Annotated in this window: 14 protein-coding genes and 1 other RNA gene; 10 read left to right on the top strand and 5 right to left on the bottom strand. The window is 46.5% G+C overall.

The features are described from left to right. Positions 1-290 precede the first annotated feature (290 nt). From gcvA to rnpB, 3 genes are all read left to right on the top strand, one after another. Positions 291-1,289, top strand: a complete 999-nt coding sequence (gcvA, locus tag ACN0QW_RS15450; RefSeq protein WP_417432564.1) for a transcriptional regulator GcvA — start codon at positions 291-293, stop codon at positions 1,287-1,289. Then, positions 1,286-1,996, top strand: coding sequence for an N-acetylmuramoyl-L-alanine amidase (locus ACN0QW_RS15445; RefSeq protein WP_417432562.1), 711 nt, complete (start codon positions 1,286-1,288; stop codon positions 1,994-1,996). Before gcvA ends, ACN0QW_RS15445 begins: the two co-directional genes overlap by 4 nt. A 22-nt stretch (positions 1,997-2,018) precedes the next feature. Then, positions 2,019-2,459: RNase P RNA component class A (rnpB, locus tag ACN0QW_RS15440), an RNA gene on the top strand. A gap of 16 nt (positions 2,460-2,475) precedes the next feature. Here the strand turns inward: rnpB and ACN0QW_RS15435 are convergent. The 5 genes from ACN0QW_RS15435 to ACN0QW_RS15415 form a co-directional block, all read right to left on the bottom strand. Further along, positions 2,476-4,122, bottom strand: coding sequence for an acyl-CoA synthetase (locus ACN0QW_RS15435; RefSeq protein ID WP_417432560.1), 1,647 nt, complete (start codon positions 4,120-4,122; stop codon positions 2,476-2,478). A gap of 22 nt (positions 4,123-4,144) precedes the next feature. After that, the gene (locus ACN0QW_RS15430; protein ID WP_417432558.1) at positions 4,145-4,957 is read right to left on the bottom strand and encodes an enoyl-CoA hydratase; all 813 of its coding nucleotides are present in this window, start codon (positions 4,955-4,957) and stop codon (positions 4,145-4,147) included. Between the two features lie 12 nt (positions 4,958-4,969). Then, positions 4,970-5,425 (bottom strand): OsmC family protein, encoded by a 456-nt coding sequence (locus tag ACN0QW_RS15425; protein ID WP_299381106.1) that lies wholly within the window; start codon positions 5,423-5,425, stop codon positions 4,970-4,972. Positions 5,426-5,478: 53 nt separating this feature from the next. Then, positions 5,479-6,624: a glycine cleavage T C-terminal barrel domain-containing protein gene (locus ACN0QW_RS15420; RefSeq protein WP_299381104.1), complete on the bottom strand. Its 1,146-nt coding sequence runs from the start codon at positions 6,622-6,624 to the stop codon at positions 5,479-5,481. A 206-nt stretch (positions 6,625-6,830) separates the two neighbouring features. Further along, positions 6,831-7,322, bottom strand: coding sequence for an Lrp/AsnC family transcriptional regulator (locus ACN0QW_RS15415; protein WP_299381102.1), 492 nt, complete (start codon positions 7,320-7,322; stop codon positions 6,831-6,833). Between the two features lie 581 nt (positions 7,323-7,903). Between ACN0QW_RS15415 and ACN0QW_RS15410 the strand changes: the two genes are divergently transcribed. From ACN0QW_RS15410 to mraY, 7 genes are read left to right on the top strand one after another with little or no spacing between them, the layout of a single operon-like run. Beyond that, entirely contained in the window at positions 7,904-8,371 is a 468-nt protein-coding gene (locus ACN0QW_RS15410) for a division/cell wall cluster transcriptional repressor MraZ (RefSeq protein WP_299376676.1), read from the top strand. Further along, the gene (gene rsmH, locus ACN0QW_RS15405) at positions 8,368-9,438 is read left to right on the top strand and encodes a 16S rRNA (cytosine(1402)-N(4))-methyltransferase RsmH (protein ID WP_417432554.1); all 1,071 of its coding nucleotides are present in this window, start codon (positions 8,368-8,370) and stop codon (positions 9,436-9,438) included. Before ACN0QW_RS15410 ends, rsmH begins: the two co-directional genes overlap by 4 nt. Continuing rightward, positions 9,435-9,785, top strand: coding sequence for a cell division protein FtsL (ftsL, locus tag ACN0QW_RS15400; protein WP_299376683.1), 351 nt, complete (start codon positions 9,435-9,437; stop codon positions 9,783-9,785). The genes rsmH and ftsL overlap by 4 nt, the downstream gene beginning before the upstream one ends. Next, positions 9,782-11,548: a peptidoglycan D,D-transpeptidase FtsI family protein gene (locus ACN0QW_RS15395; RefSeq protein WP_299376686.1), complete on the top strand. Its 1,767-nt coding sequence runs from the start codon at positions 9,782-9,784 to the stop codon at positions 11,546-11,548. Before ftsL ends, ACN0QW_RS15395 begins: the two co-directional genes overlap by 4 nt. After that, the gene (locus ACN0QW_RS15390) at positions 11,535-13,043 is read left to right on the top strand and encodes a UDP-N-acetylmuramoyl-L-alanyl-D-glutamate--2,6-diaminopimelate ligase (RefSeq protein WP_417432551.1); all 1,509 of its coding nucleotides are present in this window, start codon (positions 11,535-11,537) and stop codon (positions 13,041-13,043) included. The genes ACN0QW_RS15395 and ACN0QW_RS15390 overlap by 14 nt, the downstream gene beginning before the upstream one ends. Then, positions 13,036-14,457 carry a UDP-N-acetylmuramoyl-tripeptide--D-alanyl-D-alanine ligase gene (locus tag ACN0QW_RS15385; RefSeq protein WP_417432549.1) on the top strand — a complete coding sequence of 474 codons (1,422 nt, stop codon included), beginning with the start codon at positions 13,036-13,038 and terminating at the stop codon, positions 14,455-14,457. The genes ACN0QW_RS15390 and ACN0QW_RS15385 overlap by 8 nt, the downstream gene beginning before the upstream one ends. After that, positions 14,457-15,545 (top strand): phospho-N-acetylmuramoyl-pentapeptide-transferase, encoded by a 1,089-nt coding sequence (mraY, locus tag ACN0QW_RS15380; protein WP_299381508.1) that lies wholly within the window; start codon positions 14,457-14,459, stop codon positions 15,543-15,545. Before ACN0QW_RS15385 ends, mraY begins: the two co-directional genes overlap by 1 nt. Positions 15,546-15,547 lie beyond the last annotated feature (2 nt).

Genomic DNA, 15,547 nt, shown 5'->3' with positions numbered 1-15,547 from the left:
AAGAAGCATCGATTTTGGTGTCCGGCAGCACAGGCTTTGCAAGGATATCTCTTCCGCCCGCTTCAAAATCGAAATGAAATCCGCCCAAATCATAGGGTTTACTGTCACTCTTTTCCATAGAGACGTATTGCAAAAACGGAGACAGCAGTCGATTTTTTCTCATAGTAACAAAATTCCGTGACTGACAAAAATCTAATTTCCTAATTTCTCTCAACAGTTAAGGTTACTAGGCATTGTTTTTCAAACTGGAATTTGTCATACTTGAATGAGATTTTCTCATAGGAAGACTAATGCGACGACAACTTCCCCCTCTTAATGCCCTCAAAGCTTTCGAAGCCGCAGCTCGACGACTGAGCTTTACCGATGCCGCTGATGAGTTGAACGTTACGCAAGGCGCCATAAGCCGCCAAATAAAAACACTGGAAGATTACTATCAAATCCAACTTTTTGAACGCCAACATCGGGGGTTAACCTTAACCGATAGCGGTAAAAAACTTCTTCCCGTTTTAAGCGATGTGTTTGATCGCGTTCACGCAATATCCGAAGATCTTACCGGCACATCCGAAGAGTTAACCATCAAAGTATTCCCTTCATTTGCAGTAAGGTGGCTTATCCCACGACTATCACAATTTCAGACACAGGAACCCGATATCAATATCCGCCTGACCACCGCCTGGCATGCCGTAGACTTTGATCGGGAAACCTTTGACGCAGGCATTGTCCATAGTCACTGCATGCCAACGGACGTTCACACGACAGCAATTACCAACGAATGGATGACACCTGTGTGTTCCCCTTTATTGCTAGACAAGCTCTCTAATCCCAAAGACCCGAATTCACTTAACGAAGTCATGCTGTTGCACTGTAGCAGTACCGCCAAAAGTGAAGCAAAAGGAACCTCTGAAAATGAATATCGGGAATGGGCTCAATGGGGGCAAGAAGCACAAGCAAAATTACTTAACACAAATAGCGGAGAGGCTTTTGACACCACAGACAGCGCCCTACAAGCAGCAGCAATGGGATACGGCGTTGCGTTAGGTGATTTAATGATGATAGAGGATGACTTGGCTTCTGGGCGACTGGTCATGCCGTTTCCAGATCTCGTTTCCCTTATTGGCCGTTATTATATTGCCAGCCCCAATAATAAAGCCAACAAACCAGCCTTGAGAAAATTCAGGCAATGGCTGCTCTCTGTCACCGAAAATATCGTTGCTAACAACCCAATCCTGAAAGAGCTGGAATCACACCCGAACAGGCTGCACACGCCAGAACCGGAAAGTGCGCTATGAAAATTAATCATACCTATCGCTCTCCTAACTTCGGTCCTCGTCCGAAAACTGCTGATATAAATATGCTCCTGTTACACTATACTGGCATGCAAACTGGGAAGGAGGCCCTTGAGCGTCTGTGTAATAGCGCAGCACAGGTCAGCGCCCACTATTTAATAGAGGAAGATGGAAAGATCTTTCAGCTTGTTCCAGAAGAACATCGCGCCTGGCACGCTGGACTTGCCTACTGGCATGACGAGACAGACATCAATAGCTGCTCGATTGGCATAGAAATCGTTAATCCCGGACATGAATGGGGGTACAGACCTTTTCCCACGGCTCAAATGAAAGCTGTTGCCGCCCTCAGTAAGGAAATTATAGAGCGCCATTCTATTCCTTCACACAGAGTATTGGCGCACTCAGACGTCGCCCCTGAACGCAAAGAAGACCCCGGCGAATTGTTTGATTGGAAATACCTCACAAAACAAGGCATTGGCGCTTATCCTGATGAAACAGTACAAAACACCCCCATTGCAGGAGATGATTTTCTTTTAAAACTCAGCGAGTATGGCTATCAAGTGGATATGAAAAATCCAACTGGATCAGTCACAAAAGCTGCCATTATCGCTTTCCAAAGACACTTTCGGCCAAGTAAATTAAACGGGGAAATTGACCCGGAATGCTGTCAAATTCTTGCAGACCTTTATTCACAACTTGACGACAGCTGAGAAGCCGCCTAACTGTAGCGCGTCAGACGGTCCGACAGGCTGCTCTTTCTGGCAGGCTTTGCCTGAACCGGAAAGGGAGGAAAGTCCGGGCTCCACGGGAATACGGTGCCGGGTAACGCCCGGCGGGGGCGACCCTAGGGAAAGTGCCACAGAAAGCAAACCACCTGTAGGGCGCAGTCCTTTATGGATTGTGACAAGCAGGTAAGGGTGAAAGGGTGTGGTAAGAGCACACCGCGCGGCCAGAAATGGAAGCGGCATGGTAAACCCCACCGGGAGCAAAACTAAATAGGGTCGGCAGGTTCACAAAACTTTGTTTTGAGGAATCAGGTGTTTTTCCGCACCGTCGACCGGGTCAGTTGCGAGAGGTGCTCAGCGATGAGCATCCCAGATGAATAGCCTTCCGTTGTCACGGGCTTCGGCTTTGTGGCAAGCGACAAAACCCGGCTTATGACCGTCTGACACTTTTCACTTCAACCTTACTACTTATCAACGAATTTAGCAGCTTGCTCTCTTAAGAAGAACTTTTGTATTTTGCCCGTAGATGTTCTGGGAATGGATGCGAAAACAAACTTTTTGGGAACCTTGTAAGAAGCCAGATGCTCTCGACACCAATCATTTAGCTCCTCAGAACAAGCATCTTGATCAGACGCCAATTCGACAAAGGCACAGGGTGTCTCTCCCCATTTTTCATGCGGCATAGCGACGACGGCGACGACAGCAACTGCGGGATGTCGATAAAGAATTTCCTCAATATCAATGGACGAAATATTTTCTCCCCCGGAGATAATAATATCCTTTGATCTGTCCTTGAGCTCTATATATCCATCTGGGTGCATCACCCCGAGATCACCAGAGTGAAACCAGCCCCCCTCAAAGACCTCTTTTGTTGCTTTATGATTGCGAAAATAGCCCTTCATAACAACATTACCCCGGAACATAACCTCTCCTAATGTTTCCCCGTCACGAGGCACTGGGATCATCGTTTCCGGGTCAATAACATCCAACCCCTCCAAAGGTAAGTAACGCACACCTTGGCGGGCTTTGAGACAGGCCTGTTCCCCAGACGGAAGATCTGACCATTCTTGATGCCAATCATTCACCACAGCAGGCCCATAGGTTTCCGTAAGACCATATAGATGTGTTACATCGAATCCAGCAGACTTCATATCCGCCAACAATTTTTGGGGCGGAGGCGACGCAGCAGTTAAAAACTGTACGGTATGGTTTAGATTACGCTTTATCGTCTCAGGCGCAGAAATCATCAAAGACATGACAATAGGGGCGCCACACAGATGCGTCACACCATGATCAGCTAATGAATTCCAGATCTGATCCTCGCGCACCTGCCTAAGACAAACATGTGTTCCGATGACAGCCGAAAGGGTCCAAGGAAAACACCAGCCATTACAGTGAAACATTGGTAACGTCCAAAGATACACAGAATGCTTCGCCATCGAGGTCGTCAACGCATTTCCCTGCGCCAAGAGATAGGCCCCCCGATGATGAGACACAACACCTTTGGGGTCACCCGTTGTACCCGACGTATAGTTTATAGAAATCGCATCCCACTCATCTTCGGGCATCATCCAGCTAAACGCTGGATCTCCTTGCGAAAGGACCTCTTCGTAATCCAGCGCATCAACTATGGTTATTGGCCCTGTATATTCAGGATCATCATACTGAATAAGCGTCGGAGTAACTTTTGCCAAGGTCAAAGCTTGTTGCGCCAATGGCATAAACTCACGGTCAACAATAAGCACTTTAGTACCAGCATGATCTAGCTGAAATGCGATGACAGCGGCATCTAGCCTTGTATTTATTGAATGCAGAACAGCCCCACACATAGGTACACCATAATGACATTCCAGCATTGCAGGCGTATTGGCCAGAAGAGCTGAAACAGTATCACCACGTCCAATGCTCTGCCCAACAATCTGCGTTGACAAGGCAGAAGCCAACCGCAGAGAACGCTCGTAAAAATCCGCATAATTACGACGTAATTTTCCGTGAATAATCGCAATGTGATTCGGAAAAACACTCGCGGCACGCTCGAGAAAAGTCAAAGGCGTTAAAGACTGATAATTGGCCTGATTACGATCAAGACCAGTGTTATAAGGGTTACTCATCTCCAACTTACTCATTTCGGACCTATTTATCTCGCCATTGTGGCTCACGCTTTTCAACAAAAGCACCAATGCCTTCTTCGGCATCAAACGCCAGCATGTTTTCAACCATCACATTCGATGCGTATTCATAAGCTTTCGACAAGTTCATTTCACGCTGTTCATAAAAAGCACGCTTCCCTGTCGCGAGCGTCAGACTGGATTTTGATGCAATCTTCTGTGCCAACTCAAATACAGTATCGCCCAATTCTGTTTCAGAAGTAACCCGATTAACCAAGCCAATTTCAGCAGCCCGTGCCGCAGAAATCATATCCCCGGTCAAAAGCATTTCCATAGCATGCTTATTTGATACATTACGAGACAAGGCAACCATGGGTGTAGAGCAAAAAAGCCCTATATGAACACCCGGCGTACTGAATTGTGCCGTATCCGACACAACGGCCAGATCACAGCTTGCCACCAACTGACACCCTGCCGCTGTAGCAATTCCTGAAACTTCTGCAATAATCGGTTTCGGGCAATCCACCATTCTCTGCATTACTTCGGAACATAACGCCAGTATTTTTGCAAAGTAAGCACGACCACGATCATCATACTCTCGCGCCGCCGTCATTTCTTTGAGGTTGTGTCCAGAGCTGAATACAGGCCCTTTCGCAGCAAGAACGACGACACGCACAGATGCGTCAACAGCAGCCGAAGAAAATACATCTTTTAACTTGCGCAACATTTCTTCTGACAGGGCATTACGTCGCTTGTCATCGTTCAAGGTAAGCCTCAATATTCCCGCTGCATTTTTCTCACTGAGCAAAATACCCTGATCAAGTCCAGTCTCTGGCACAGTCCCTACTCCCTAAGTTGCGCAAATATTGATTTCAACGCTATCAGCTAATGTATTCGCAATAAAACAATAACGATGCGCACGATGTTGCATTTTATCCAGCTCTTCTGCTGTAATCGTAAAATTAGCATCAAACTCAACAACTGGATGCAAATCAATTTTTACAACAGACATTTTCCCATTAGAATTTTTACCCAAAAAAGCAACAGCACGATCTTTAAAACCAACGACAGGCCACCCTGCTTTGGCCGCCAAAGCAAGAAATGTCATCATATGGCAACTTGATAAAGCTGCCCCTAACGCCTGTTCAGGGTTCGTATTTCCTCCATCTCCACCCCAATCAGGTGCAGCATCGACCTGTACTTTATAATCGTCATTATAACGGACAGTGTGAGCGTTGGAATATTTACCCGGACGCAATTCAGATTCAGAACGTTGCCAAGTTAGCTCGATAGAAAGTTCAGACATAATTTTAAAACCATTATTTGTGGCACGGAATATTTAATTCGGAAATCAAGTAGTTAGGCAGCGACAGTGATCCTTTTCCGTGGATCAAAAAACGGCTTTTCAACGACTCTAGCCTGTAAGATCTCTGACTGAATTTCAATGTCAAAAATAGTGCCAACCTCACTCACATCAACCGAAACCATCGCTAAAGCAATATTTTGATTAAGACGCGGGGAATAAACAGCAGAGGTCACTTTTCCGACAATATTATTGTCTTTCTTCACCTTCCAAAAGGTCGTATTTGGACCCTTAAAATTCTGACCATCGATAACAAGTCCAACCTGTTTGCGAGAGACTCCGTTTTGATGAATCACTTGCAAAGCATCCTTGCCAATAAAGTCAGCCTCCATTTCCAGATCAACCAAACGATCCATCCCCAATTCGTAAGGATTGGTCATAATATCCATATCAGCGTGATAAGATAGCATCCCACCCTCTATCCGTCGGATTGATGAGGTATGACCGGGCTTTAACCCCAAAGGTGTGCCCACCTCCATAATTTTTTCCCACAACGCATCACCTTGCGCACTATCGCAGAGATAAAGCTCATACCCAAGTTCGCTTGACCAACCAGTGCGCGAAACGATCAACGGGATTCCATCAAGATTGATTTCGCGCAACCAATAGTAACGAAGATCCATGATACTTTCACCAAACAGTGCCTTCATCACTTCGCCAGATTTAGGCCCTTGCAACTGCAAAGGAGAAACATCAGGCTCACCAATTTTGACATTAAGGCCGGAATAAATTGCGACGCCTTGCGCCCAAAGTAAAATATCGCTATCGGCCAAAGATATCCAATAACGATTTTCACCCAAACGTAACAAAATAGGATCATTCAGCACCCCACCATCAGCATTTGTGATCAAAATATACTTACATTGCCCAACCGCAAGATTTGATAAATTTCGGGGAGTTAGCAGCTGGACAAATTTCCCGGCATCGGGGCCTGTGATTTCAACCTGTCGTTCAACTGCGACATCACAAAGGATCGCATCATTCACCAGATTCCAAAAATTTTGTTCCGGATCACCAAAATCGCGGGGAATATACATATGATTGTATACTGAAAATGCTTTCGCTCCCCAGCGAACAGTTGCGTCAAAATAAGGGGATTTACGAATTTGTGTACCAAAACCAAAATCATCTGTGTTCGTCATGCTACTTGCCTCTATTTGGGCAGCTTTTGACGGCTGCCACGTCTTGAATGAATTTATCAGACATTAGCAGCGACTACAGAAAAATACGGGCTAAGTTTTCCTGCACAAAAGACCAAACAGACCATTATTATCCGGCCATATAAACCGTTTGGTCTCTTATAGTTTTTATCGGATTATATCAGGCTTCTTTACGGCTTATCGTCATGTCAGCATTTCTGAGCTGGAAGCAACAGATTAAGGTTTGGTGAAACAGATTTCACCTCTCTCGTAACAATATAAGTCATGTAACGATCAATACCTAACTCTGCAGAAAGCATTGCATCCATGATTGCTTGAAAAGAAGAGAGATCCTGGGAAAACACCTTCATCACATAGTCCGTACCGCCGCCCGTTGCTATACATTCCACAACAGAATCCTCACCGCGTATATAGGCTTCAAAGCGTTCAAAATCTTGCTTGCGGTGGCTTGTTAATGAAAGTGACACAATAACCCTGGACAGATTCACAATACTGTCGAGTGCAATCTCAGCGGAATAGCCTTTGATCAATCCAGCTTTTTTAAGCTTTGCCAAACGTATCCAGCAAGGCGTTGGGGAGAGATTCACAATTTCAGCAAGTCTGGATTTACTAAGCTGCCCATTTTGTTGTACAGCCACAAGAATACGAATATCAGCGGCATCCAGAACAATCTTACTCATCTATTTTCACCCAATGCTGGTACTATAAGGCTAATACCAGTGTTTAAGAATATTGCGGCGTCAATTTCAGATAAAAAGTTTTTTTCAAAAACTTATTTAATCAGAAGAACCGATCCGAGAATAGCAAAAGAAAACAAGTGAATCGCCCCAGATAGCGACAAAAGCACAAACAATCAGATCCAGTTTTATATAAATAACTCAGAATATTCTCTTCAGCCAGATCTTCACGATAAGATCCCGAGCAAGTCTCTATTCACTGAATAATACTTCACCTCATTTTTGAAAAAAAATTTATTAACAAAATCAATCCAAAACACTATTTTTTATAAAAATTATTTCAATTTTTATAAAAAATATTTCAAAATTTAGCTATAAAAAATAAGTAATTAACTATGTTTTAACTATACCTTGACATACCGGAGAACCATTGACACCCATCTTATCCCATGATATCCCAGAATATCCCATTTGTGATTAGAAACGACCCATTTCAGACCAAATCGGGAACAGGGCAAGTCAAGAACGCAGGGGTGCGTTCCTAGACAGACCAATATTGGTCAATTCATTTTGGGGCGGAATCAGTGACCTTTTTTATAGGTACATTTGAAAACAAGGTAGATAAAAAGGGCCGCGTGTCGGTTCCCGCTACCTTTCGCCAAATGCTCGCCGACCAACCCTTTCAAGGAATTGTTATTTTCCGTTCCTATCGTGCTGATGCCCTAGAAGCAGCTGGTATGGATTTCATGCGTCGCCTCCATAAAAGCATGAGCTCCAACCTAGACCTGTTCTCTGATGAGCACGATGACCTTGCCACAGCAATTCTTGCGGACTCTCACCAACTTTCATTTGATGGTGATGGACGTATTCTTTTGCCGCCTGCACTGATCGCCCATGCCCAAATCAGCGATCGTGCCGCCTTTGTCGGCAAAGGTGACCTTTTCCAAGTCTGGAACCCAGACACGCTGGAACAGAAAAAACAGGAAGCCCGCGATCGCGCAAAAGCCCAGAAACTGACGATTACACTTGATAGAGAAGGAGAAAACGGATGACTCCTCTTTTTTCCCCTCTCTCCATGAAAAACCCTGTTTTCGGTTCCGAAGGCCCGTCCTCACCCGCCCCAGACCTAAATGCCCAGCAAGACGGACATTACTCTGTCATGTTGCCGGAAATCATCGCTGCCCTGACCCCACAGGACAACGAAGTGTTTGTGGATGGCACCTTTGGTGCTGGCGGATATAGTCGCGCAATTGCCCAACAGGCCGATTGTAAAGTCTTCGGCATAGATCGGGACCCTACGGCACACGCGAATGCGAAAAATCTTCCCGAAGTGATCACTGGCCAAATATCAACTCTTGCTGGCTGTTTTGGCGACATGCAATCGTTATTAAAACAAGCAGGTATCAACAAGGTTGATGGCATAACATTGGATCTTGGTGTTTCTTCCATGCAGCTGGATCAAGCAGAGCGCGGCTTTTCTTTTCAGGAAGACGGTCCGCTTGATATGCGCATGGACGGCCCTAATTCTGATCAACGGCCACCAGCGTCTCATATTGTCAACACATACGACGAAAAAGAGATCGCGGATATTCTGTATAAATACGGCGAAGAAAAAAAATCTCGTCTGATTGCACGTGCGATTGTGACCGATCGAGTTGAGAAACCTTTTGAAACGACACTGCAGCTCGCAGACCTCATTCGTCGCATCATCAGGCAAAAACCCAGAAAAGATGGCAAAAACATCCATCCCGCAACTCGTTCTTTTCAGGCCTTGCGCATTTTCGTTAATGACGAATTGGGTGAACTGGAACGTGGGCTAGAAGCAGCAGAACAGCTTCTAAATCCCGGCGGCCGATTGGCAATCGTATCTTTTCATTCTCTCGAAGATCGTATTGTTAAAAACTTCTTACGCGAACGCAGTGGGGGGACGCCGCAGGGCTCCCGTCATTCTCCGACGGTTGAGCCCGCGGCTCTGTGTAAGGCCCCTTTCTCCCTGCCGACAAAAAAAGCCATCGCACCCAGCGATAAAGAATGTAACGAAAATCCTCGTTCTCGTTCAGCCAAACTCCGCGTAGCAATTCGTACGGATGCCCCTTGCACACAAGGAGAAGCCGCATGAAAAATCTCGGTCTCACTATCTGGATTGTCGTTGGCACAGCCTGTGCAATCGTGCTTTTTCAAATCAAAGAGGAAGTAAATGCCCTTGAAGGACAATTGGCACAGGTAGAATCCCAGATCGAAAGAGATAAAGAAGCCATTCGTATTCTGCAGGCAGAGTGGAGTTATTTGAACCGCCCAGAGCGATTGGCCCGCCTGTCTTCTCAATATCTAGAACTCAAACCGCTTGATCCGGCGCAGATCGTTACATTGTCCGATATTCCTTATAAAGATCAAGAAGAGACACCCGGTACCAGCATCAAATTACCAAGCTCAGCAACCCCCGCCAGTGCAGAGGTGACAGAATGAGCGATTGGCGAGAAGATAACAAACAAGGTCGCCTGACCAACCTGAACAATCCCAAAACGCCCAAGGCAGTGATTACGCTGGATGGTCGTTTACGTCAGGCCCTCGAAACCGGGCGAACAAGATTGATTGTTGCTGGCGCCTTGATGGCGATGGCCTTTATGGTCATCTCTATCCGATTGGTGGATTTGACCCTTTTACAAGGCACAAAAACGAACACTAAAACAGCACAGGAAATTGACGAAGCCCCCCCTGTTCAAACGACCCGTGCAGATATTGTCGATCGTAACGGCATTGTTTTGGCAACAACGCTTCCAACGGCATCACTGTATGCTGAGCCAAGAAAAATTCCAAACCCAGAAGCCGCAACAAGAGTTCTAGCAGATATACTCCCAGAACTTTCCCAAGACAAACTGCTAAAAAAGCTATCATCAAATCGTGGCTTTATCTGGATCAAACGAAATCTCACGCCACGCCAACAATATGCCATTAACAACCTTGGCATTCCCGGACTAGAGTTCGAACAGGAACAGCGCCGTTTTTATCCCCATGGCAGCCTTGGCGCTCATGTTATTGGCTTTACAAACGTCGACAACAAAGGCCTCGCCGGCATTGAACGCTCATTTGACCGGGTGTTACGCGAACACCCAGAGCCAATTCAATTGAGCCTAGATCTACGCGTTCAACATATACTGCGCGAAGAAATGGCCCGCTCTATGAAAGAGTTCAGTGCCATTGGTGCCGCAGGTATCGTCATGGATGCAAACACTGGCGAAATAGTCTCTTCTGTATCACTCCCCAGCTTTGACCCTAGTAATCCGGGAACGGCGTCGGATGACGCACGTTTTAACCGCGCCACTTTGGGTATCTATGAAATGGGGTCAACGTTTAAATTACTGACCTCTGCAATGGCTCTGGATGAAGGTGTTGCCTCTGTCTATGACGGCTATGATGTCAGCAAACCCATCCGCGTATCTCGTTTTACCATTAACGATTACAAGCCCTTGAAGCGTTGGTTGTCTGTACCCGAAATTCTTATCTATTCCAGTAACATCGGCACAGTCCAAATGGCGATGGAAGTTGGAACAGAGGGACAACGTAAATATCTGTCGAACTTTGGCCTTTTGCGTCCAGCATCCGTCGAAATCAGCGAAGTTGGTACACCATTGGTTCCGTCACCTTGGCGTGAAATCAACACCATGACCATCTCTTATGGGCATGGTATTGCGGTAAGCCCCCTACAGCTAAGCTCGGCAATTTCCAGTCTGGTCAATGGTGGAACATTAAAACCTGCAACCTTCATCAAGCGCGCCAAGGATGATGCCCCCCTCGGGCGTCGTATCCTGAGTGAAAAAACGTCTGATTATATGCGGGATTTAATGCGCCTTGTTGTTTTGCATGGTTCAGGTAAAAACGCCAACGCCAAGGGATACCTTGTCGGTGGAAAGACCGGTACCGCAGACAAATTAAGAGGTGGACGTTATGTGAAAAATTCACGCGTGTCCTCTTTTGTTGCAGCATTTCCGATGAACAATCCCCGCTATGTTGTTTATGTCATGGTCGATGAGCCCAAAGGCACAAAAAAAACATATGGATTTGCAACGGGTGGCTGGGTCGCAGCGCCTGTTGTTAAACGCGTTATTGAAAGAATGGCTCCCCTTATGGGTATAGAGCCAGCGTATATTGAAGACGCAGATAACGTAGGTAATACAATTTTGAAAAAGGCCAAGGCCCGCATGGAAGGACGTAAGATTGCGGCTAGATGAACTGTTGTCGAAAATACCGGAAGAATTTCGTCCCTCATGCAGTGATGACAACAGGGAAATAACAGGACTTTGTCTTGATAGTAGAAAAATAAAAGAGAGTTCTCTTTTTGCGGCTCTTCCTTCTTCTGTAGAGAACGGCCCCGACGGTTTTGATTTCATCCCTCAGGCTATAGCGTCTGGGGCAACAGCAATTCTTGTTTCTGTTGAAAAAGATACTGCTGCTTATGAAACAAAAATAGCCGTACTGAAAAGCAAAAATCCACGACAAGCAATTTCATTGTTGGCCGCTGCATTTAGTGAAAAACAGCCTGAAACCCAGGTTGCAATTACCGGCACCAATGGCAAGACATCCATTGCCACTTTTACCCGCCAGATTTGGGAAGCACTTGACAAAAAGGCAGCCAGCCTTGGCACCCTTGGTATTTACCCCCCTATTCCAAACGCGCCAGCAGCCTTAACAACACCTGACTCTATTGGTCTTTTCAATAGCCTCAAAGATCTTGGTGATCTTGGCTACAACCATCTGGCTTTGGAAGCATCCAGCCACGGCTTGGACCAATACCGTCTTGATGGCCTGCGCTTGAAAGCAGCAGCTTTTAGTAATCTCTCACAGGATCATCTGGATTATCATCCGGATATGGCCAGCTATCTGGATGCCAAACTAAGGTTGTTCAGCGACCTATTGCCGAACGGGGCAACTGCTGTTCTCAACAAAGACATGCCGGAATACGAGCGCATTGCAAAAGTTTGTGCCGACAGAAATCATACGATTATCAGCTATGGACATAAACCTAGTGACCTGCAAGTCGTAAAACAAAGCCCTACAACAGACGGTCAGGATTTAACCCTGTCTCTTTTTGGTGAAATTTACCAGATCACCTTGCCTTTAACGGGTAGCTTTCAGGCAGCTAACATCATGGCCGCGGTTGGCCTAACCCTTGCCTGTGGCGCGGACCTGCAACAGGTACTGAAAATCTTACCAAATCTAAAGGGTGTTCCCGGACGCGCCGAGAAAATTGGAAAAACGGCCAAGGGCGGAACGGTTTACGTAGATTTTGCCCATACCCCGGATGCTGTCGAAACCATCATTCAAGCGCTGCGCCCACACACAACAGGCAAGCTTTCCATTATTGTTGGCTGTGGTGGTGATCGCGATCCCGGAAAACGTCCCCTGATGGGCGGGATTGCAGATAAGCTAGCTGATCAAGCTTACATTACAGACGACAACCCTAGAACAGAAGATCCCGCAACCATTCGTGCACAAGCAATGGCTGCGGCCCCAAATGCCATTGAAGTAGATGATCGCAGAAAAGCCATTTTCAAGGCTGTTTCAGCTCTTAATAACGGCGATCTCCTTATTATTGCCGGAAAGGGTCATGAAAGCGGCCAAATTATCGGCGATAAAGTTCTTCCCTTTGATGATCGCATTGTTGCCCAAGAAGCAATAAATCATACGTTAGAAACCCGGAATTCAGGAGGTCCTGATCATGCGTGAAGTATTGTGGACAGCCGCAGATGCAGCAAGTGCAACGGGTGGAGAAAATACACATGACTGGCAGGCAACAGGTTTATCCCTAAACACCAGAAGTCTGGATAAAGGAGACCTGTTTTTTGCCCTGCAAGGCCCTAACTTTGACGGACATGATTATGTCGCCAAGGCTTTTGAAGAAGGTGCCTCTGCCGCGGTTGTGCAACGTCGACCAGAACGCCTATCCGACGACGCACCTCTTTTAATTGTTGATGATACGCTTGGCGCCCTCAATAGATTTGGGGCTGCGGCTCGGGCAAACAGCACTGCTAAATTCATTGGTGTCACAGGATCGGTAGGTAAAACAACTATCAAAGAAATTCTACGACACTGCCTAAGCCAGCAAGCAGAAACCGCTGCCAGCGCCGCAAGCTTCAACAATCATTGGGGTGTGCCGCTCAGTTTGGCGAGGATGCAACGAAATGCTGTTTACGCCGTCAACGAAATGGGGATGAACAGCACCGGTGAAATTCGGGAGCTAACCAAATTGGTTCGTCCCGATGTTGCAATTATCAGTACAATCGAAGCTGCACACTTTGAGTTCTTTAAATCTCTCGAAGAAATTGCTGAAGCAAAGTGCGAAATATTCGAAGCAATGACTTCTGATGGTGTTGCAATACTAAACCGTGACCATGCGCTTTTTGACCTAATGGCCGAACGAGCACAGGCAAACGGCATCACAAAGATTATCAGTTTCGGAGAACACCCCAAAGCGCAGGCAAGGTTGATCGGGTACGAGCTGTTTGCTGAATACAGTCGGGTCCAAGCTGATATCTGTGGAAAGATTATAGACTATACAATTTCCAACCCCGGTTTTCACTGGATATTAAACAGTTTGGCGGCCTTGGCAGCTGTTGATGCCGTTGGCGCTGATGTTGAAAAAGCTGCGACAGATTTAAGTACGGTCCACGGCCTCCCTGGGCGAGGAGAAAAATCTGTCCAGAAACTCGCCAATGGGAAACACTTCGAACTTATCGACGACAGCTACAATGCCAACCCAGCATCAGTAAGAGCCAGCTTAAATGTTCTAGCAAATGCCGCTCCTGATAACACAGGGCGGAGAGTCGCTGTTCTCGGCGATATGCTGGAACTTGGTAAAAATGCAAAGAAAATACACGCCGATCTGACTGGGCCCATTAATGATTCAGGTATCGACCTCGTATTTACTTGCGGACAGTACATGAAAGCCTTACACGAGGCCCTGCCCTCGGAATTACGCGGTGCTCACACAGAAAATTCACAGGAATTAGCCGTCGTTCTGGCCACGGAACTTCAGGCCGATGACGTTGTATCAGTCAAAGGATCATTGGGAAGTAAGATGTCCGTGATTATAGAAGCTCTGAAATCTCTATCTGCACAAAGCAATGGAGGAGAAGAGTAATGTTATATGAAATATTCCTGCCGTTGGCTGACGACTATTCATTATTTAATGTTTTTCGTTACATTACCTTCAGAAGTGGCGGGGCTGTTCTGACTGCCCTTCTTATTTCTTTTATCTTTGGTCCCAAAATCATTCGCTGGCTTAAAGTCAAACAAGGTGAAGGCCAACCTATCAGGGATGATGGGCCTGAAAGCCACCTGTTGACCAAAAAGGGAACCCCGACAATGGGGGGCGCACTCATACTGCTTGCCCTTTCTGTTTCCACGCTGCTTTGGGCAAACCTAAGCAACCCTTTTATCTGGATTATTCTTCTTGTAACCATTGGCTTTGGGCTGATTGGTTTTGGTGATGACTATCTCAAGTTGACACAACGCAATACAAAGGGACTTCCCGGTAAAGCCAAATTACTGGCACAAGTCCTGATCTCTGTTCTTGCAGCAACAGGTACCATGGCTGTCAGTCCGCCGGAAATGGGAACCCATCTTGCGATCCCATTTTTCAAAGAACTGATGGTAAACCTTGGCCTTTTCTATGTTCCTTTTGCTGTTTTTGTCATGGTCGGCGCGTCGAATGCAGTGAACCTCACCGATGGCCTTGATGGCCTGGCAACTGTGCCAGTGATGATCGCAGGCGCCTGTTTTGGCCTGATATCTTACCTTGTCGGCAATACCATTTTTGCAGAATACCTACAGATTTCCTATGTGCCCGGCACAGGCGAGTTGACGGTATTCTGCGGTGCGCTAGTTGGCGCATGCCTTGGTTTCCTCTGGTTTAATGCACCGCCCGCTATGGTCTTTATGGGCGATACTGGCTCTCTAAGTATGGGCGGCGCATTGGGAACCATTGCTGTTATCACCAAACACGAAATCGTTCTCTCAATTATCGGCGGCCTTTTTGTCTTGGAAACCATTTCAGTGATTGTCCAAGTCGCTTCGTACAAAACGACGGGTAAACGTGTTTTCCGAATGGCGCCCCTGCACCATCACTTTGAAAAGAAGGGCTGGGCGGAACCAACTGTGGTTATCCGTTTCTGGATTATCTCCATGATCCTTGCCCTCATCGGCCTAGCCACATTGAAACTTAGATAAGA

It is taken from the genome of Kiloniella sp. (assembly GCF_048259265.1).
GTDB lineage: Bacteria > Pseudomonadota > Alphaproteobacteria > Kiloniellales > Kiloniellaceae > Kiloniella.
Note: the sequence above shows the minus strand (reverse complement) of the source record. Positions and strands in the feature narration are given on the sequence as shown.